This window comes from Sulfitobacter sp. 1A15106, assembly GCF_043556995.1.
Classification (GTDB): Bacteria; Pseudomonadota; Alphaproteobacteria; order Rhodobacterales; family Rhodobacteraceae; genus Sulfitobacter; species Sulfitobacter faviae.
This window is the reverse complement of sequence record NZ_JBIFFM010000005.1, coordinates 38,798-57,149: the sequence shown is the minus strand read 5'-3', so window position 1 is coordinate 57,149 and position 18,352 is coordinate 38,798. Positions and strand designations below refer to the sequence as shown.

At 62.3% G+C, this 18,352-nt stretch carries 17 protein-coding genes; 8 read left to right on the top strand and 9 right to left on the bottom strand.

The annotated features are described in order from the left end of the window. Positions 1–62 precede the first annotated feature (62 nt). From ACGYKA_RS09145 to ACGYKA_RS09135, 3 genes are all read right to left on the bottom strand, one after another. Positions 63–1,433 (bottom strand): aspartate aminotransferase family protein, encoded by a 1,371-nt coding sequence (locus ACGYKA_RS09145; RefSeq protein WP_271692586.1) that lies wholly within the window; start codon positions 1,431–1,433, stop codon positions 63–65. A 48-nt stretch (positions 1,434–1,481) separates the two neighbouring features. After that, positions 1,482–2,966: an NAD-dependent succinate-semialdehyde dehydrogenase gene (locus ACGYKA_RS09140; protein WP_394411878.1), complete on the bottom strand. Its 1,485-nt coding sequence runs from the start codon at positions 2,964–2,966 to the stop codon at positions 1,482–1,484. Positions 2,967–3,094: 128 nt separating this feature from the next. Beyond that, positions 3,095–3,628 carry an Lrp/AsnC family transcriptional regulator gene (locus tag ACGYKA_RS09135; protein WP_394411875.1) on the bottom strand — a complete coding sequence of 178 codons (534 nt, stop codon included), beginning with the start codon at positions 3,626–3,628 and terminating at the stop codon, positions 3,095–3,097. Positions 3,629–3,650: 22 nt separating this feature from the next. On the opposite strand from ACGYKA_RS09135, the gene ACGYKA_RS09130 reads away from it, so the two are divergent. From ACGYKA_RS09130 to doeB, 8 genes are all read left to right on the top strand, one after another. Next, positions 3,651–5,027, top strand: a complete 1,377-nt coding sequence (locus ACGYKA_RS09130; RefSeq protein ID WP_394417388.1) for a PLP-dependent aminotransferase family protein — start codon at positions 3,651–3,653, stop codon at positions 5,025–5,027. Between the two features lie 137 nt (positions 5,028–5,164). Continuing rightward, entirely contained in the window at positions 5,165–6,175 is a 1,011-nt protein-coding gene (dctP, locus tag ACGYKA_RS09125) for a TRAP transporter substrate-binding protein DctP (protein WP_394411869.1), read from the top strand. Positions 6,176–6,250: 75 nt separating this feature from the next. Beyond that, positions 6,251–6,889: a TRAP transporter small permease gene (locus ACGYKA_RS09120; RefSeq protein WP_197470835.1), complete on the top strand. Its 639-nt coding sequence runs from the start codon at positions 6,251–6,253 to the stop codon at positions 6,887–6,889. 3 nt (positions 6,890–6,892) lie between these two features. Next, positions 6,893–8,179, top strand: a complete 1,287-nt coding sequence (locus ACGYKA_RS09115) for a TRAP transporter large permease (RefSeq protein ID WP_067262546.1) — start codon at positions 6,893–6,895, stop codon at positions 8,177–8,179. A gap of 12 nt (positions 8,180–8,191) precedes the next feature. Next, positions 8,192–8,632: a universal stress protein gene (locus ACGYKA_RS09110; RefSeq protein WP_067262549.1), complete on the top strand. Its 441-nt coding sequence runs from the start codon at positions 8,192–8,194 to the stop codon at positions 8,630–8,632. Between the two features lie 17 nt (positions 8,633–8,649). Beyond that, positions 8,650–9,441: an ectoine utilization protein EutA gene (locus ACGYKA_RS09105; protein WP_394438638.1), complete on the top strand. Its 792-nt coding sequence runs from the start codon at positions 8,650–8,652 to the stop codon at positions 9,439–9,441. Between the two features lie 60 nt (positions 9,442–9,501). After that, positions 9,502–10,683 carry an ectoine hydrolase DoeA gene (doeA, locus tag ACGYKA_RS09100; protein WP_322328750.1) on the top strand — a complete coding sequence of 394 codons (1,182 nt, stop codon included), beginning with the start codon at positions 9,502–9,504 and terminating at the stop codon, positions 10,681–10,683. Continuing rightward, the gene (gene doeB / locus ACGYKA_RS09095; protein ID WP_394411867.1) at positions 10,680–11,669 is read left to right on the top strand and encodes a N(2)-acetyl-L-2,4-diaminobutanoate deacetylase DoeB; all 990 of its coding nucleotides are present in this window, start codon (positions 10,680–10,682) and stop codon (positions 11,667–11,669) included. The genes doeA and doeB overlap by 4 nt, the downstream gene beginning before the upstream one ends. A 16-nt stretch (positions 11,670–11,685) precedes the next feature. On the opposite strand, the gene ACGYKA_RS09090 is transcribed toward doeB, so the two are convergent. From ACGYKA_RS09090 to ACGYKA_RS09065, 6 genes are all read right to left on the bottom strand, one after another. Continuing rightward, on the bottom strand, positions 11,686–12,645 hold the full coding sequence (locus tag ACGYKA_RS09090) for an ABC transporter ATP-binding protein (protein WP_067262557.1): 960 nt from the start codon (positions 12,643–12,645) through the stop codon (positions 11,686–11,688). After that, positions 12,642–13,619, bottom strand: coding sequence for an ABC transporter ATP-binding protein (locus ACGYKA_RS09085; protein WP_067262560.1), 978 nt, complete (start codon positions 13,617–13,619; stop codon positions 12,642–12,644). Before ACGYKA_RS09085 ends, ACGYKA_RS09090 begins: the two co-directional genes overlap by 4 nt. 3 nt (positions 13,620–13,622) lie before the next feature. Further along, entirely contained in the window at positions 13,623–14,528 is a 906-nt protein-coding gene (locus ACGYKA_RS09080; protein ID WP_271688552.1) for an ABC transporter permease subunit, read from the bottom strand. Next, positions 14,528–15,535, bottom strand: coding sequence for an ABC transporter permease subunit (locus tag ACGYKA_RS09075; RefSeq protein ID WP_168612859.1), 1,008 nt, complete (start codon positions 15,533–15,535; stop codon positions 14,528–14,530). The genes ACGYKA_RS09080 and ACGYKA_RS09075 overlap by 1 nt, the downstream gene beginning before the upstream one ends. Next, positions 15,529–16,638 carry a M24 family metallopeptidase gene (locus tag ACGYKA_RS09070; protein WP_394438636.1) on the bottom strand — a complete coding sequence of 370 codons (1,110 nt, stop codon included), beginning with the start codon at positions 16,636–16,638 and terminating at the stop codon, positions 15,529–15,531. Before ACGYKA_RS09070 ends, ACGYKA_RS09075 begins: the two co-directional genes overlap by 7 nt. Positions 16,639–16,716: 78 nt before the next feature. Further along, on the bottom strand, positions 16,717–18,309 hold the full coding sequence (locus ACGYKA_RS09065; protein WP_067262570.1) for an ABC transporter substrate-binding protein: 1,593 nt from the start codon (positions 18,307–18,309) through the stop codon (positions 16,717–16,719). Positions 18,310–18,352 lie beyond the last annotated feature (43 nt).

The following is an 18,352-nucleotide window of genomic DNA, read 5'->3' as shown; positions in this document are numbered from 1 at the left end:
CCTCCAATGCAAACGGCCCGACGTTTCCGCCGGGCCGCTCAAGTGTCTCGTAGATTTGCGCCTTAGCCCAAGGTCGCCTTGATCGCGTCGGCGGTGACCCCCACGACCTTGTCCGCTTCTTCGCGGGTCAGGCAGAAGGGCGGCGCGAAACCGATGATGTCGCCTTGGGGCATGGCGCGGGCGATGACACCGGCCTTGACCATATCGCCGACGATGGTCGGCACTACTTTGCGCGCCGGATCAAAGGGCGTGCGGCCATCGCGGTCTTCGACCAACTCCACGGCGCAGAGCATGCCTTCGCCCCGGATGTCGCCCACCTTGGGGTGATCGCCCAATGCCGCCTTCATCTGCGCATTCAGATAGCCGCCCACGTCCGAGGCATTCTCGATCAGCTTCAGATCGTCGATCAGCTTGAGGTTCGCGATCCCCGCAGCCGCGCCGATGGGGTGGGCCGAATAGGTCCAGCCGTGGCCGATGGGGCCGTTTTCATCGGTGCCCTGCTCCAGCACCTTCCACATCTTGTCGCCCACGATGGAGCCCGACAGCGGCGCATAGGCCGAGGTCAGACCCTTTGCGATGGTGATGAGGTCAGGCTTCATCCCGTAGTGATCCGAGCCGAACATCGACCCCAGACGGCCAAAGCCGGTGACAACCTCATCCGCGACCAGCAGGATGTCATGCTTGTTCAGCACCTCTTGCACGGCGGCCCAATAGCCCTCGGGCGGCGGCACGATGCCCCCGGTGCCCAGAACCGGCTCCCCGATGAAGGCGGCGATGGTGTCGGCACCTTCGCGTTCGATCAGTGCTTCCAACTCGCCCACCAGATGCGCGGTGAACTCCGCTTCGCTCATGTTGGCGTCGGGGCGGCGGTAGTAATAGGGCGCGTCGGTGTGAACCACCTGCGCCAGCGGCAGGTCGAATTTCTTGTGAAACAGCTCCAACCCGGTGAGCGAGCCGGTCACCAGACCCGAGCCGTGATAGCCACGCCAGCGCGAGATGATCTTTTTCTTCTCGGGGCGGCCAAGGATGTTGTTGTAATACCAGATCAGTTTGACGTTGGTCTCATTCGCGTCCGACCCGCCGAGGCCGAAATAGACCTTACTCATGCCTTCGGGCGCGCGGTCGAGGATCATCTTGGACAGGGTGATGCTCGCCTCGGTGCCATGGCCGACGTAGGAGTGGTAATAGGCCAGTTCATGCGCCTGCTCGGCAATCGCCTCGGCAATCTCGGTGCGGCCATAGCCGACGTTCACGCAGTAGAGGCCCGCGAAAGCGTCGAGCAATTCGTTGCCGTCGCGGTCAGTGATATGGCTGCCCTTGGCGGTCTTGATCACACGGGTCGGGCTTTCGCCGCGAGCGTGCTGGGCCAGATGGGTGGAGGGGTGAAAGAAATTCTCACGGTCCCATTGTTCGAGCATATCGTTCTTCAGCATTGGTCTTTCCTTTCTTCCGACGCGCCTTTGCGCCGTATCTTTTAAATCCTAGGCCCAGTCACGGCAGACGTATTTGACTTCCGTAAAGGCTTCGAGCCCCAGCCGCGATCCCTCGCGCCCGATCCCCGATTGTTTCGTGCCGCCAAAGGGGATCGGCGCGCCGGTCACCTTGGTGCGGTTCACCGCCACCATGCCGAAACTGAGCGCCCGGCTGGCGCGGTAGATGCGGCGGGGGTCTTGACTGTGGACATAGGCCACCAAGCCATACTCCGTGTCATTGGCCCGCTGGATCGCCTCATCCTCGCTGTCGAAAGCCGCGATGGCGGCCACGGGGCCAAAGGTTTCCTCGCGCATGATCAGCGCATCGGGCGGTACATCCGCCAGCACCGTCGGCTCAAAGAACAGTGGCCCCGCCGCGTGACGCTTGCCACCACAAAGCAGCCGCGCCCCACGGTCAAGCGCATCTTTGACGTGTTCCTCTTGTTTGGCCACGGCCTTTTCGTTCATCAACGGGCCGATGTCGGGGTCATCCGCGCCGTTGCCCACGGTGAGCGCTTCGGTCGCGGCGGTGAACCGCGCGCAGAAGGTGGCATAGCTGTCGCGGGCGATGAAGAAGCGGTTCGCGCCGAGGCAATCTTGGCCCGAAGTCGCGAACTTGGCCTTGATCGCCTCTTCGACCGCGCGGTCCATATCGGCATCGTCGAACATGATGAAGGGCGCATGGCCGCCGAGTTCGAGCACCAGACGTTTCACCGAATCCGATGCCTGACGGTAGAGCAACTTGCCGATCTCGGTAGAGCCGGTGAAGGAGATGGCGCGCACACGGGTGTCTTCCATCCACGGCTTCACGATCTCGGGCGCCTCGCCGGTGACGACGTTGAACACGCCTTTCGGCAGCCCCGCTTGTTCACCCAACTCGGCCAGCGCCAGCGCTGAGAAGGGCGTTTCTGCCGAAGGATGCGCCACCACGGTGCAGCCCGCCGCAAGCGCCGCCCCCGCCTTGCGGGTCAGCATGGCAGAGGGGAAGTTCCACGGCGTGATGAGGGCCGCCACGCCCACCGGCTCCCGCCAGATTTCCACCTCGGCATCTGGCAAATGCGAGGTGACGCCTTCGATGTTCGGGCGACGCGCCTCTTCGGAATAGAACTCAAAGAAAGACGCGGCATAGTCGATCTCGCCGCGCGACTCGGAGATGGGTTTGCCCTGTTCGGCGGTCATGATCCGGGCCAGATCCTCGCGGTTTTCCAACATCAGATCGCGCCAGCGGCGCAGGATGGCACCACGCTCTTGCGGCAACAGCCCGGCCCAATGGGGGAAAGCGGCATGGGCGGCATCCACCGCGGCGCGGCTGTCGTTGGCGTTAAGCTTGGCAACCGACCCCAAGACCGCACCGCTTGCCGGGTCAGTCACCTTAAAGTCGTCGCTCTGCGCGCCAGCAACCCATGCGCCACCGACATAGGCGAAATGGCGGGCCAGCTCGCCCCGGGTCAGCGCGGGCAGACCATCGGCGGGGGTTGGGATCATCTTGGTCATCGGGCACCTCCTTGGGATGAATTGCCCCGAAGGTAAGACAGGATGCGGCGCGGGTTTGACCGAATATCACACCATCGGCAGGAGGTTTTGCGGCGCAGCACCCGGCCCGCCGGAAAAACTACGGCGGCTCAGCTTTCGTCTTCGGGCAGCAGCAGCGACAGCGGCAGCGGTGCCGATTTAACCGATTTGGTGACGACATAGGTAAAGTAGCGGCTCAGCCCGGCCTGCTGGTCCAACAGCGCATCCATCAGACGTTGGTAGCTGTCGATGTCGCGGGTGACGACCTGTAGCAGATAGTCACAGCCGCCGCCCAAGGCCCAGCACTGCACGATCTCATCATGCTGCGCGATCACGGCCTCGAAGCGCTGAAACGCCTCGGCCCGGTGGTTGCCCAATTCGGCCTGCACAAAGACGGTGACATGCGGGGCGATGCGGCGCAGGGCGACATGGGCCTGATAGCCGGTGATGATGCCCGCAGCCTCCAGCCGCGAGAGCCGTTCGCCGCAGGCGGTAGCGCTTAGGTTGACCTTGTCGGCAAGCGCAGATTTAGCGATGCGCCCCTCGCGAGAGAGGATCGACAGCACCGCGATATCGCGCTTATCGAGTTTGACAAAGCTCATATCCGCTTCATGCGAGGGCATGCCGGACTTGTCAATTGTCATGATTGTGGTGATCATCCCGATCATGACAAAATGGCGCCCAGACCCCGGATCCTTGACCCGCCCTGCCTATCGTTCACTCGTTCAGGCGATTGAAACGGCGATACAGAACGGCGTGCTCAAACCCGGAGACCGCCTGCCGACGCAGCGCCAGATGGCCTTTGACCTGTCGCTGAGCGTGCAGACCGTCAGCCGCGCCTATGACAAGCTGGTCGAGGCGGGCAAAATCGTCGGTGAGGTGGGTCGCGGCACTTTCGTGCGCGCGGCGAGCGATGAGATCTCCATGCCCTTCGTCAGCCGCAAGGCCGCCGGGCGGTTGCTGGATATGTCGATCCTGAAACCTGTGCTGGATCACGCCCATGAAGAGGCGATGCAAAAGACGCTCCGCGCCATGGCCCGCTCCCTGCCCCGCGCGATGATGGGCGGGTTTCGCCAAGACCTGCGCGCCGGGGACAGCAGCAGCGCAGTGCGGCGCTGGCTCTCGCTCTGCGGGCTGGATCTGGAGGGGATGGCGGTGATCCCCACCAACGGCAGCACCAGCGCGATGACCGTGGCGATGATGACGGCGGCGCAACCGGGCGATCTGATCGTCAGTGAGGACATCGGCCATCACACCCTGCGCCCCCTCGCCCGCTTTCTGGGCATCCGCCTGCAAGGGGTGACCGTCGACGCGGGCGGCATCTGCCCCGAAGCGCTGGAGCGGATCTGCGCGAAAGAACCGGTGAAGGCTGTCTATTTGATCCCCAATGGCGCCAATCCGCTGGCCTTTACCATGACCGAAAGCCGCCGCGCTGCGGTGATCGAGGTGGCAAGACGCCATGACCTGCTGATCATCGAAAACCAATCATGGGGGCCGCTGCAAGACGCGCCGCCGCCGCCAATGGCCGCAATGGCCCCAGAACGGGTGCTCTATTTCACCAGCCTCACCAAATGCCTGCTGCCGGGGCTACGGGTCGGCTATCTTGTGGTGCCGGATCACCTTGGGGCCTCGGCGGCCAACCGGCATATGGTGACCAGTTGGATGGCCACCAATATGATGACCGAGATCGCCGGGCGCTGGATCGAGGAAGGCACCGCCGAAACCCTGCTCAACCGTCAGCAATTGGCCCTGCGCGACCGCGCCGATTTCGCCGCCAATGTGTTTCGCGGCCTCGACATGCGGACCAGTTCGAACGGGCTGCACCTCTGGCTGCCTTGTCATGATATTTACGAAGAGGCCGAACTGGTCAAATCCATCCGCGAAAGCGGGGTCGCCGTGGCCAATGGGGCCAGTTTCGCCATCGGCCCACCAGACCGCCACCCGGGGCTTCGCGTCTCGATCGGGGGGCAATCCTTTCCCGAATTCGCCCGGGGGATTCGCATGATCGATGCAAGATTACGCAACAGGGGTAGGGCGGAATGACTGTGAGAGCGTCTCAAATTGTCATGGATCAATATTCACATTGACATGATTGGGATCGGTTTAAATGATCTAGCAGTCAGGACATTAGTTTCGCTGCGGCCTTTGTGCTGCGCGGGCAATAAATGAAAGGGAGACAGATGGCTAATTTTAAGACCGTTATCACCGGGAGTATCCTCGCAGCCGTGACAAGCGTCGCAGGCGCGGCCTCCGCCGACACATGGCGCTATGCATTTGAAGAGGCACTGGATGAGGTGCAGGGCAAATACGCCCAGAAATTCAAGGAAGAAGTCGAAGCGAACTCCGACCACGAAGTGCAGCTTTTTCCCTATGGCACCTTGGGTGAATCCGTTGACACGATGGAACAGGCGCAGGCCGGTATCCTTCAGTTCGTGGACCAATCCCCCGGCTTCACCGGCGCGCTGATCCCCGAGGCGCAGGTCTTCTTCGTGCCCTACCTGCTGCCGCAGGACGACGAGGAACTGTTCGAGTTCTTCCGCACCTCCAAGGCCATCAACGAAATGTTCCCCGAGCTTTATGCAGAGCAGGGTCTGGAACTGCTCAAGATGTTCCCCGAGGGTGACGTCTGCATGACCACGCAAGAGCCGGTCAAAACGCCCGAAGACCTCAATGAGGTCAAGTTCCGCGTCATGACCAACCCGCTCTTGGTCGAAAGCTACAAAGCCTTCGGCGCGACCCCGACACCGCTGCCATGGGGCGAAGTCTATGGCGCGATGCAGACCGGCATCATCCAAGGTCAAGAAAACCCCGGCTTCTATCTGGAATCCACCAAGATGTATGAGGTGACCGAGGTCATCACCTGCATCGGCCACAACAACTTCACCACCGCTGTGATGGCCAACAAGGATTTCTACGACGGCCTGTCCGACGCGGACAAAGAGGTGGTTCAGAACGCCTCTGACGCGGCATTCGAATACATCCTCGAATACCAGTCCGGCCTGCAGGAAAAGTCGCTGGATAACATCGCCAAGGCGAAGCCCGACATGCAGATCAACATCCTGTCCGAAGAAGAGCGTCAGCCCTTCAAAGACAAGGCCGCATCGGTCGAAGAAGCCTTCATCGAGATGACAGGCGACAGCGGCAAGGAAATCCTTGAGCAATTCAAGGCAGACCTCGAAGCCGTTAAGTAAACGCATCCTTTCACCCTCCGGCATCGCCGGGGGGTGACCTTATTTTGACGCGATCCATTTTGAACCATCTACGGGATGACGCCGGTGACGGAAGACAACCACAGTTCGCAACTGCAATCTCAGACAGATACCACCGGCACCGATGACGCCCCCGTGGGCACCTATAAATCCACCCTCCCCGGCCCTCTGGGCACGATCGACAACGCGATTAGCTGGCTTGAGTCTGTGATGCTCGCCGCTGGTGTTTTGTTGATGGCCGCCAATACGATTGCCAATGTGGTGGGCCGTTTCGTCTTCCAAAGCTCGATCTTCTTTTCCGAAGAACTGAACAGCGTTCTGATCATCCTCATCACCTTCGCGGGCATCTCCTATGCCGCGCGGCATGGGCGGCATATCCGCATGTCAGCGATTTTCGACGCCCTGCCCCCGCGCCCGCGCAAAGTGCTGATGATCTTCATCGCCTTCGTCACCGCCGTCTTCATGTTCGGCCTTGCCTGGTACGCCCTGCAATACATCATGACCCAAGCCGGACGCGGCCGCCTGCTGCCCGCGCTGCAAGTGCCGGTCTGGTGGACGCTGGTCTGGGTGCCTTTCGGCTTTTTCATGACCGGGCTGCAATACCTGCTGACCGCGATCAAAAACATCATTGAACCAGATATTTACCTGTCGACCAGCGTTCTCGAAGGCTACGACGACAACGAGCGGGAGGTCTGAGCCATGGCCGTCACCATTTTCTCTGTCATGGTCGTTCTGCTGCTGCTCGGCTTTCCCATGATGATCCCGCTGATCGTCGGCGCGTTTGTCGGTTTCTATTCGCTCTTCGGCGGTTTCGGCCAGCTTGAGACGATGGTGCAGCAGATGATGGCAGGGGTCAGACCCGCCTCACTGATTGCCGTGCCGATGTTTATCTTTGCCGCCGACATCATGACGCGCGGCCAATCCGCCGGGCGGCTGATCGATATGGTGATGTCTTTCGTCGGCCATATGAAGGGCGGTCTCGCGGTCGCCACCGCTGCGGCTTGCACCATGTTCGGCGCGGTCTCGGGCTCCACACAGGCGACGGTCGTCGCCGTTGGCTCCCCGCTGCGGCCCCGGATGCTCAAGGCGGGCTACAAAGACAGTTTCGTGCTGGCGCTGATCGTGAACTCCTCCGACATCGCCTTCCTGATCCCGCCCTCCATCGGGATGATCATCTACGGCGTCGTCTCCAACACGTCGATTGCCGAACTTTTCATCGCGGGCATCGGGCCGGGGCTGCTGATCCTCGCGCTCTTCTCGGTCTATTCGGTGATCTACGCCTACCGCCATAACGTCCCCACCGAAGAGAAAGCGACATGGGGCGAGCGTTTCCGCGCGGTGCGCCAAGCGCTCTGGCCGTTGGGCTTCCCGGCGATCATCATCGGCGGCATCTACGGCGGTGTCTTCTCCCCAACTGAAGCGGCGGCGGCTTGCGTGCTCTATGCCATTTTCCTTGAGATGATCGTCTTTCGGGAAATCGACTTTGCCGGCATCTATGAAACCGCGAAATCGACCGGGCTGATCACCGCCGTGGTCTTCATCCTCGTCGCGGCGGGCGCGGCATTCTCTTGGGTGATCTCCTTCGCGCAGATCCCCCAAGCGGTGCTGACAGGCATCGGGATCGACAGCATGGGGCCGATTGGCGTGCTCTTCGTGATCTCGGCGGCCTTCTTCATCGGCTGTATGTTCGTGGACCCCATCGTCGTGATCCTCGTCTTCGTGCCGATCTTCGCCCCGGTCGTGGACTCGGTCGGCCTCGACCCGGTGCTGGTCGGCACCGTAATCACGTTGCAGGTCGCCATCGGCTCGGCCACGCCGCCTTTCGGCTGTGACATCTTCACCGCCATCGCGGTCTTCAAACGGCCCTATATGGAAGTCATCCGCGGCACCCCGCCCTTCATCATCATGCTGCTGAGCGTCTCGGTTGCCCTGATCTTTTTCCCGCAGATCGCCCTGTTCCTGCGCGATCTGGCCTTTGCGAAATAAGAGGAGAGCGTCATGTTCACCCATATCCTCGCCCCCTATGACGGCTCGGTGAATGCCGACCGCGCGCTGATGAAGGCGGCAGAGATGGCCAAGCTGACCGGGGCGAAAGTGACGCTTTTGACGATCTACCGGCATCATTCAATGCTGGAGGCGTCGCTCTCGATGGTGCGGGTGAACGATCCGGGCAATATCGACGACGCGATGCAGGCCCATGCGACCGAGATTATCACCCACGGCAAGCAACTGATGAAAGACGCGGGCGTCGAGAATGTCCGCGCCTTTGTCCGCTCTGGCCGCCCCGCGCGGGCGGTGACGGAATTTGCCAAGAAACATGAGGTCGATCTTATCGTCATCGGGTCACGCGGCCTAGGCGCCACGGGCGACAGCTATCTCTTGGGCTCGGTCTCTCACAAGGTTACGGGGCTTGCGAAATGCCCTGTGCTTGTCGTCTAGGTCAAAGGAATATTCAGGTGACACCCCCTGTGCAAAGCGAGACGCTTGATTGCCGTTTGCGTGAAGACGACCCCGTGCGGCTGGGGGCGATGCTGCTGTCGACCGACATGACCTTTGAACGCGACGCCGCGCGGCTGATCGACCCGGCGCAGGCGGCGCTGCATGTGGCGCGGATCGCCTTTGAGAACCCCACCACCCCCGAACGGCTGCGCGCCGTGACCCCCGATATGGCCCGCACCGCGGCGCTTTTGGTGCCGGGCATCCAGCTGTCGGCCATCGCTTTTTGCTGCACCTCGGCCTCGGTCGCCATCGGCAACCCGGCAGTGCGCGCCGCGATTGGCGAGGGGCTGCCCGGCGTGCCCGTCATCACCCCCGCCTCTGCCGCCATCGCGGGCTTTGCCGCGCTTGGCGTGACGCGGGTGGCGATGCTGACCCCCTATCTGCCGGAAACCGCCGCGCCGCTGGCCACCTATTTCAACGATCAGGGGCTAGAGGTCATGCGCAACGGGGCCTTCGCATTGGAAGACGACCGCGACATGGCGCGGATCGACGACGAAAGCATCATAAACGGCGCCGCTGCGCTGGATGGCGCGGAAGTAGAGGCATTTTTCCTCTCCTGCACCTCCCTGCGCGGCGTCGACGTGATCGACCGGATCGAAGCACGGCTGGGCAAGCCCGTAGTGACCTCTAACCAAGCGCTGTGCTGGGCGTTGCAGCGGATGGGCGGGCTTTCGGGCCGCCCCGATGGCTATGGCCGTCTGTTCGACTGCGACATGCCAAGCGCCCATGCACAAGGCATCATTCCGTGATCCCGGCCCCTCTGGCCGGATCGCATTATTCGGGTAACCAGACATGAAAGGGGCTGGCCTATGACCACTTATGAGGCGAATTTTACAAACAGCGAGTACCAGCGCCGGGTCGACCGAACGCGCAAGACCATGGCCGCGCGCAATCTCGATGCCATCGTGGTCAGCGATCCGTCGAACATGTCTTGGCTCTCGGGCTATGACGGGTGGTCGTTTTATGTCTATCAAGCGGTGATCCTGACCCATGAGGGGGAGCCGGTCTGGTGGGGCCGCGGTATGGACGCGCTCGGCGCCCGGCGGACGGTCTTCATGGAGGACGACTGCATTCGCGGCTATGACGATACCTACGTCCAGAACCCCGAAAAACACCCGATGGAAGACCTCTCAACCCTCTTGAGCGAGATGGGGTTGGAGCAGGCGCGCATCGGCGTCGAGATGGATAACTACTATTACTCCGCCCGCGCACATGACACGCTCAAGACCAAACTGCCCAAGGCGACCTTCATGGATGCCACGGCGTTGGTGAACTGGGAACGCGCGGTGAAATCCGAGCGCGAGATCGAATATATGGAACGCGCTGCGCGCATCGTCGAGGAAATGCACGTTCGCATTCTCGAAGTCGCCGTGCCCGGCATGCGCAAGAACGATCTGGTGGCCGAGATCTATGCCACCGGCATTCGCGGCGCGCAGGGGTTCTGGGGCGATTACCCGGCCATCGTGCCAATGGCCCCCTCGGGCATGGACGCCACCGCCCCGCATCTGACATGGGACGACCGGCCCATGCAGCCCAATGAGGCGACGTTCTTTGAGATCGCAGGCGCGCATCGACGCTATCAATGCCCCCAGTCGCGCACGCTGTTCTTTGGCGATGTGCCGCAGAAATACCGCGACGCGGAAAGCGCCGTGCTGGATGCGATTGACGCAGGTCTCGAACAGGCCAAACCCGGCAACCGGGCCGAGGATATCGCCAATGCCTTTAACGCCACGCTGAACAAGGCGGGATTCGAGAAGGACAGCCGCTGCGGCTATGCCATCGGCATCAGCTACCCGCCGGACTGGGGGGAGCGCACCATCTCTTTCCGCCGTGGCGACAAGACGATCCTGGAGCCTGGCATGACCTTCCATTTCATGCCCGCGCTTTGGCTCGACGACGGCGGGCTTGAGATCACCGAGCCGATCCGCATCACCGAGACCGGCCATGAATGTTTCTGCACCACACCGCGAAAGTTGTTTGTTTCCGCATGACCAGCAATCCCATCACCCCGACCATCCCGCTCGACCAACCCGGCGCGCATCACGGTTTCCTGCGCCTGCCCTACAGCCGCGATGACAGCGCTTGGGGGTCCGTGATGATCCCCATCACTGTCATCAATGGCGCCGACGGCCCCACGGCGCTGCTCACCGGCGGCAACCACGGCGATGAATACGAAGGCCCGATTGCCTTGCAGGAACTGGCCGCCACACTGGATCCGGCGCAGGTCACCGGTCGCCTTATCATCCTGCCGATGATGAACCAACCCGCCTTTGCCGCAGGCCGCCGCTGCTCGCCCATCGACGGCGGCAATATGAACCGCAGCTTTCCGGGCAGCCCGGGCGGCACGGTGACCCAAAAGATCGCGCATTACATCGCCACCGAACTGGTGCCGCTGGCCGATATTGTGCTGGATTACCACTCCGGCGGGCGCACGCTGGATTTCCTGCCCTTCGCCGCTGCGCATATCCTGCCCGACAAGAAACAGGAGGCCGCCTGCATGGCCGCGATGGCGGCGTTCAACGCGCCCTACTCCATGAAAATGCTAGAGATCGACAACCGCGGCATGTTCGACACCGAGGTCGAGGAACAGGGCAAGGTCTTTGTCACCACCGAGTTGGGGGGCGCGGGCACATCGACGGCCAAGAGCATCGCCGTGGCGCGCAAAGGCGCGCGCAATCTGCTGATCCATGCGGGCATTCTGCAAGGGGAGCCGGAGGTGTCCGAAAGCGTGATGCTCGACATGCCCGACGGGCGCTGCTTCACCTTTAGCGAGACCACGGCCCTGTTGGAGCCGCTGGTCGATCTGGGTGACGCGGTGACCGAGGGCCAGCCCATCGCCCGCCTCTGGCCCAGCGACCGAAGCGGTCAGCCAGCGATCCTCGCCCATGCGCAGCTGAGCGGCATCCTGACCGCCCGACATGTGCCGGGGCTGGTCAAGATGGGCGATTGCATCGGGGTGGTGGCGCAGGTGGTCTGAGCCACCTGCACCAGCTTCATTCATCGACGGGGAAGTAGCAGGCCGCCGGATGCGGTGCGCCCTCCAACGGGGGGCGCTCCTTGCGGCAAACATCCTGCACTTTCCAACAGCGCGGCGCGAAGGGGCAGCCCTCGGGGATCGCCAGCGGCGAGGGCAATTCGCCCTGCAACTTGATGCGCTCCTTGCCGCCTTCGGGGTCCGCACGCGGTGTGGCAGAGAGCAGCGCCGCCGTATAGGGATGGCGCGGGTTGTCGAAAACCTCGTCCTTCGGCCCCTTCTCCACCGCGCGGCCGAGATACATGACGATCACGTCATCGGCCACATGGCGCACGACCGACAGGTCGTGGCTGATGAAGAGATAGGCCAGATCCATCTTCTCTTGCAGGTCCACCAGCAGGTTCAGGATCGCCGATTGGATCGACAGGTCGAGCGCGGAGACAGGCTCGTCCAGCACCAGCACCTTGGGGTCGAGCATCAGCGCCCGGGCCACCGCGATGCGCTGGCGCTGCCCGCCCGAGAACATATGCGGGTAGCGGTCGTAATGCTCGGGCCGCAGACCGACGAGGCGCAGCATCTCGCGCGCCTTCTCCTCGCGCTCTTTCTTGGACATGTCCTTGCGATTGATGACCAGCGGCTCTTGCAGGATCGTCCCGATCTGCTGGCGCGGGTTGAGCGAGCCGTAGGGGTCTTGGAACACGATCTGCACATGCTGGCGCAGGTCGGCCCAATCCTCGGGGCGCACCGGCTTGCCATCGAGTGTCAGCGAGCCTGCGGTCGGCTCCTCGATCATCGTGACCATGCGTGCAAGCGTGGATTTACCACAGCCGCTCTCGCCCACCACGGCCAGCGTCTTGCCGGGGTGCAGTTCGAAATCGAGGCCCGCCACGGCCTTCAGCGTCTGGGTCTTGCGCAGGAAGCCGCCACCAACCTGATAGTGACGCTGGAGCGCGTCGGCGGTCATTACGGGGGCGGTCATGACGCGGCCCTTTCATTGGTGTTGAGCGGATAGAAGCAACGCGCCTTGCCGAGATCTTCGCCCAAGGGCGGCGGGTTCTCGGCGCGGCATTTGTCGTTGGCGAACTTGCAGCGCGGAGAGAAGAGGCACCCCGCAGGCCGGTCGAACTGACCGGGCACCACGCCGGGGATCGTCGGCAGACGTTTCTCCGTGGCGCGCTCGGGCAGCGCGTCCAGCAGCGCCGCGGTGTAGGGGTGGTGCGGTTCGCGGAAAAGCGGCAGCACCTGCTGTTCCTCGATCTTCTGACCCGCATATTGCACGCTCACGCGCTCGGCGGTTTCGGCGACCACGCCCATGTCATGGGTGATCAGCACCAGCCCCATGCCGGTCTCGTCGCGCAGCGAGGTCAGCAGGTCGAGGATCTGCGCCTGAATGGTCACGTCGAGCGCGGTTGTCGGCTCATCCGCGATCAGAAGCTTCGGCTTGCAGGCAATCGCCATGGCGATCATCACGCGCTGGTTCATCCCGCCCGACATCTGGTGCGGGAAGACCGAAAGGCGCTTTTCCGGGTCCGGAATGCCGACCTGTTCGAACAGTTCGATCGCCCGCTTGTGCCGCTCAGCCCGGTTCAGGCCCAGATGCACGCGCAGGGATTCCTTGATCTGCCAGCCCACCGGGAAACAGGGGTTGAGCGAGGACATCGGCTCTTGGAAGATCATCGCCAGATCATTGCCGACGATCTTGCGCCGGGCGCGTTTGTCCATGGTCAGCAGGTCGTGGCCGTCAAAGGTCAGCTCGTCGGCGGTCACGGTGGCGGTCCAAGGCAAGAGCCCCATCAGCGCCAGCATCGAGACCGACTTGCCCGAGCCGCTTTCGCCGACGATGGCGAGGATCTCACCGGTGTCGACATCCTGATCGACGCTGTCCACGGCGCGGAACTTGCCCGAGGCGGTGGCGAAATCGACCGAGAGGTTGCGGATACGCAATAGAGACATCAATCAGCTCCGCTTCAGTTTCGGATCGAGGGCGTCACGGAGACCGTCGCCCATGAGGTTGATCGCCAGCACGGTGACGAGGATCGCAAGGCCCGGGAAGGTCACGACCCACCATGCGCGCAGGATGAACTCGCGCGCTTCGGCCAGCATGGTGCCCCATTCAGGGGTCGGCGGCTGTGCGCCCATGCCCAAAAAGCCCAAGGCGGCGGCGTCAAGAATCGCGGTCGAAAACGACAGCGCGGCCTGCACGATGATCGGCGCAAGGCAGTTGGGCAGCACGGTCACGACCATCAGCCGCAGCGTGCTGGCGCCCACCACGCGGGCCGAGGTCACATAGTCCTTCTGCCGCTCGGAGATCACGCTGGCGCGGGTCAGGCGCACGTAATGCGGCTGTAGCACGATGGCGATGGCGATCATCGCGTTGGTGAGGGACGGCCCAAGGATCGCCACCAGCACCAGCGCCAGCAAGAGCGACGGGAAGGCGAGGATGATGTCCATGATCCGCATGATGATCGTATCGACCCATTTGGGCGCGAAGCCCGAAATGAGACCGATGATGATCCCGCCCGAGGCGGCGATGGTCACCACCACGATGCCCACGAAGAAGGAATAGCGCGCGCCGACGATCAGCCGCGAGAGCATGTCCCGGCCCAGAGGATCGGTGCCGAGGATGTGGTTCCACGTCCCCCCCTCTTGCCACGCGGGCGGTTGCAGGGTGGCCGAGCGGAACTGCTCGGTCGCGTCATGCGGCGCGATCCACGGGCCGAAGAGCGCGAGGATGGCGAAGATGGCGAAGATCCACAGGCCGATCACGGCCCCGCGGTTTTCACGGAAATAGAACCAGAATTCGCGCAAGCGGCCGGGGCGGTCGTGCACCATTTCGGCTTCGGCAGAGAGTGCGTCGTCCATTAGCGTTTCCTGATTTTCGGGTTGATGATGCCGTAGAGCATGTCGACGGTGAGGTTCACGACCATGACCATGACGGCGATGAGCAGAAGGCCACCCTGAACCACCGGGTAGTCACGGCGGAAGATGCTGTCGACCATCCACTTGCCGATGCCCGGCCAGCTAAAGATCGTCTCAGTCAAGATGGCGCCCGCCAGTAGCGTGCCGACCGACAGGCCGATCACGGTGATGACGGGGATAAGCGCGTTGCGCAGGGCGTGGATGCCGTTGATCCGGCCCGTCGACATGCCCTTGGCGCGGGCGGTGCGGATGTAATCCTCGCCCAAAACCTCAAGCATCGCCGAACGGGTCTGCCGCGCGATCACCGCCAGCGGGATCGTCCCCAGCACGATGGTCGGCAGCAGAAGGTGCCGCAGCGCCGAGAGGAACGCCCCGTCCTGCCCCGAGACGATGCTGTCGATCAGCATGAAGCCGGTTGCGTTGGGGAAGTAATAAAGCAGGTCGATCCGGCCCGAGACTGGCGTCCAACCCAAGTTACCCGAAAAGACGATGATCAGCAGCAAAGCCCACCAGAAAATCGGCATCGAATAGCCCACCAGCGCGGTCGACATCAGCGCCCGGTCAAAGAACTTGCCCCGGTTCACCGCCGCGATCACCCCTGCGGGCAGGCCCAAGGCCACGGCGAAGATCATCGCGCAGAGCGACAGCTCAAGCGTGGCGGGGAAGAGCGAGAAGAACTCATCCCAGACCGGGCGTTTGGTCACGAAGGACGTGCCCAAATCCCCCTGTATCACGCCGGTGAAGTAATCCCAGAACTGCACATAGATCGGCCGGTCAAAGCCGAACTGCTGTTGCAGTTCGAGATAGCGTTCTTCGGAAATGCCGCGCTCACCGGCCATGACGACGATCGGGTCGCCGGGCAGCAAGCGGATGAAGGCGAATGATATCAGCGTGACGCCGATAAAGGTGGGGATGAAGGTCGCAAGGCGCGACAAGACATATTTCAGCACGGGAGCACCATCAGTTCCTTCGGAAAGTTGGTCAGGGATTTGTAGCCATCTTCGGTGATCAGCACGTCATCTTCGATGCGCACCCCAAAGTTGCCGATCTCATAGAGGCCGGGTTCGTTGGTGTACACCGTTCCGGCGGGTAAAGTCATGTGGTTGCCGCGCATGATATAAGGCGCTTCATGCACATCGCGGCCCAGACCGTGGCCGGTCTTGGTGCGGATGCGGTCGGCAAAAGGAGAGGCTTCGAGCACGCCGGTCACCACATCGTCGATCTCATGCGCGGTGACGCCTGCGCGGGTCGCCTCCAGCCCGGCAAGGTTGGCGCGCAGCACAGTGTCGTACACCGCGCGCCCCTCGTCGCTGACATGGGTAGGGAAAACGGTGCGGGTGATGTCGGCGGCAAAGCCGTCCTTCCGCGCGCCGAAGTCGATCAGCAGCGCATCGCCCGCTTTGACGTGGTAATCCTCACGCGCTTTGGCATGCGGGCGGGCCGAGCCGTCACCGGCGGCCACGATGGGGGCGAAGGACAGATCGTCGGCCCCTTCGGCAAAGACCATCTGCACCAGCTTCTGCTCGATCTCTTTCTCGGTCTGGCCGAGCTTCACGCTATCCAGCGTGGCGCGCAGGGCGCGTTCGGAAATGTCGATGGCTTTTTGCAGCGCCGCGACCTCGGCCTCGGTCTTGATCATGCGGGGGGCGGAGATCTCGCGCTCGGCGTCGATGATCCGCAGATCGGGCTGCGCTTTCTGCAGCGCGTGATGCACAAAGACGCGCATCACTTGGCCTTCAACGGCGAGCGAGGTGATGTTCAAATGTTGCATCAGCGCGGCAAAGGCATCGTCATAGCCCGTCTGGTCGCGCCAATCGAAAACGGCCCCATCGAAACCGACCAACTCCCAACTGCCCAACTCAAGGTTCGGCACCAAGGCGGCGGCGGGGCCGCGGGCGGGGATCACCAGAACGAAGGGGCGTTCGTGGCTCATAAAGACATGGTCGACGGCGCGGGTGAAATTCGGGCCGGGCACCAGCGCCACGGCATCGACCGATAGGTCAGCGGCGATATCGGCATAGGCCGACAGGCGATCATTCAGCGAAGGGGACATGGGCTGGCTTTCGGGCTGGCAAGGTTAATAAAATGGGGACGGCACAGGATGCCGCCCCCTTTGGTCAAAGCGGGAGTGTTACTGCTTCAGGCCAACTTGGTTGAAGATGTGGCCCCCCAGCGGGTGCACGACATAGTTCTCAACCTCGGGGCGCATGGTCATGTAGACGACCGAATGCGCGATGGTGGCCCAAGGTGCTTGGTCCTTAAAGATTTCCTGCGCTTCTTCGTAAAGCGGCGCACGCTCTTCTTGGGTCGGCAGAACCTTGGCTTTCTGGATCAGCGCGTCGAATTCCTCGTTGCACCACTGGGCGCGGTTGGATTTCTCGACACCGTCACAGCCCAGCAGAACCGCGAGGAAGTTGTCTGGGTCACCGTTGTCGCCGGTCCAACCCAGCAGAACGGCACCGTCACGGTCCTTGGACTTGGAACGCTCAAGGTACTCACCCCATTCGTAGGAGACGATTTCGACATCGACGCCAACTTTGGAGAAGTCTTCCTGCATCAGTTCGGCCATACGGCGGGCATTGGGGTTGTAGGGACGCTGAACCGGCATCGCCCAGATCTTCATGGACAGATCGCTGACACCTTCTTCCTCGAGCATCGCCTTGGCGGCCTCGGGGTCATAGTTGTCGTCTTCGATGGCGTCGTTGTAGGACCACATGGTCGGCGGCAGCGGGTTCTTGGCGATTTCGCCGGAACCTTGGAACACCACGTCGATGATCGCCTGTTTGTCGATCGCCATGTTCAGGGCCTTGCGGACCTTGGCGTTGTCGAAGGGCGCGACCTGCGTGTTATAGGCCAGATAGCCCACGTTCAGACCTTCTTGCTCCATCACGACGATGTCTTCGGCGTCTTTCATCGCCTGAACATCGGCCGGGTTCGGATATGCCATGACGTGGCACTCACCCGCCTGCACCTTCTGATAGCGCACGGAAGCATCGGGCGTGATCGCGAAGATCAGGCTTTCGACTTTGGCCGCATCGCCCCAGTAGTCGTCGTTACGCAGGTAACGGATGACAGCGTCTTTCTGGTAGGCTTGGAACTTGAACGGGCCAGTGCCGATGGGCGCTTGGTTCACCATTTCCGGCGTGCCGGCTTCCATCATCGCGTCGGCATATTCCTTGGACACGATCGAAGCAAAGTCCATCGCCATGTTCGCGATGAAGGGCGCTTCGGGACGGGTCAGGTTGAACGCCACGGTGTAATCGTCGACCTTCTCGATGCTTTCGATCAGGTCGGGCATGGACATGCCGCCGTAGTATTCCCATGTGCCGCCGGAGACGGTGTGATAGGGGTTCTCTTCGTTGCCCTGACGGTCAAAGCTGAAGATCACGTCGTCGGCGTTGAAATCGCGTGTCGGCGTGAACTGGTCGTTGGAGTGGAATTTCACACCTTTGCGCAGCTTGAAGGTCACGGTCATCCCGTCTTCGCTGACTTCCCAGCTTTCGGCCAGCGCGGGCACGACTTCGGTCGTGCCGACTTTGAACTCGGCCAGACGGTTGTAGATCGGGTGGCTGGAGGCGTCGAATGTGGTGCCGGCTGTGTACAGCGCGGGGTCAAAACCCTCGGGCGAGCCTTCGGAGCAATAGACCAGCGATTGGGCCGATACCGCCGAGGCCCCAAGGGCCGCCAGCATGGCACCGGTGGCCAATTTCGTTGTAAAAGACATAATATTCTCTCTCCTGGTTGGTTTGTTTCTTGGCAGCGGGGTA

What these genes read in the sequence shown, in the direction of transcription:
- ACGYKA_RS09145 (WP_271692586.1), bottom strand. Translation starts at nt 1,433, where the DNA reads ATGCTGAAGAACGATATGCTCGAACAATGGGACCGTGAGAATTTCTTT.
- ACGYKA_RS09140 (WP_394411878.1), bottom strand. Translation starts at nt 2,966, where the DNA reads ATGACCAAGATGATCCCAACCCCCGCCGATGGTCTGCCCGCGCTGACC.
- ACGYKA_RS09135 (WP_394411875.1), bottom strand. Translation starts at nt 3,628, where the DNA reads ATGACAATTGACAAGTCCGGCATGCCCTCGCATGAAGCGGATATGAGC.
- ACGYKA_RS09130 (WP_394417388.1), top strand. Translation starts at nt 3,651, where the DNA reads ATGACAAAATGGCGCCCAGACCCCGGATCCTTGACCCGCCCTGCCTAT.
- dctP (WP_394411869.1), top strand. Translation starts at nt 5,165, where the DNA reads ATGGCTAATTTTAAGACCGTTATCACCGGGAGTATCCTCGCAGCCGTG.
- ACGYKA_RS09120 (WP_197470835.1), top strand. Translation starts at nt 6,251, where the DNA reads ATGACGCCGGTGACGGAAGACAACCACAGTTCGCAACTGCAATCTCAG.
- ACGYKA_RS09115 (WP_067262546.1), top strand. Translation starts at nt 6,893, where the DNA reads ATGGCCGTCACCATTTTCTCTGTCATGGTCGTTCTGCTGCTGCTCGGC.
- ACGYKA_RS09110 (WP_067262549.1), top strand. Translation starts at nt 8,192, where the DNA reads ATGTTCACCCATATCCTCGCCCCCTATGACGGCTCGGTGAATGCCGAC.
- doeA (WP_322328750.1), top strand. Translation starts at nt 9,502, where the DNA reads ATGACCACTTATGAGGCGAATTTTACAAACAGCGAGTACCAGCGCCGG.
- doeB (WP_394411867.1), top strand. Translation starts at nt 10,680, where the DNA reads ATGACCAGCAATCCCATCACCCCGACCATCCCGCTCGACCAACCCGGC.
- ACGYKA_RS09090 (WP_067262557.1), bottom strand. Translation starts at nt 12,645, where the DNA reads ATGACCGCCCCCGTAATGACCGCCGACGCGCTCCAGCGTCACTATCAG.
- ACGYKA_RS09085 (WP_067262560.1), bottom strand. Translation starts at nt 13,619, where the DNA reads ATGTCTCTATTGCGTATCCGCAACCTCTCGGTCGATTTCGCCACCGCC.
- ACGYKA_RS09080 (WP_271688552.1), bottom strand. Translation starts at nt 14,528, where the DNA reads ATGGACGACGCACTCTCTGCCGAAGCCGAAATGGTGCACGACCGCCCC.
- ACGYKA_RS09070 (WP_394438636.1), bottom strand. Translation starts at nt 16,638, where the DNA reads ATGTCCCCTTCGCTGAATGATCGCCTGTCGGCCTATGCCGATATCGCC.
- ACGYKA_RS09065 (WP_067262570.1), bottom strand. Translation starts at nt 18,309, where the DNA reads ATGTCTTTTACAACGAAATTGGCCACCGGTGCCATGCTGGCGGCCCTT.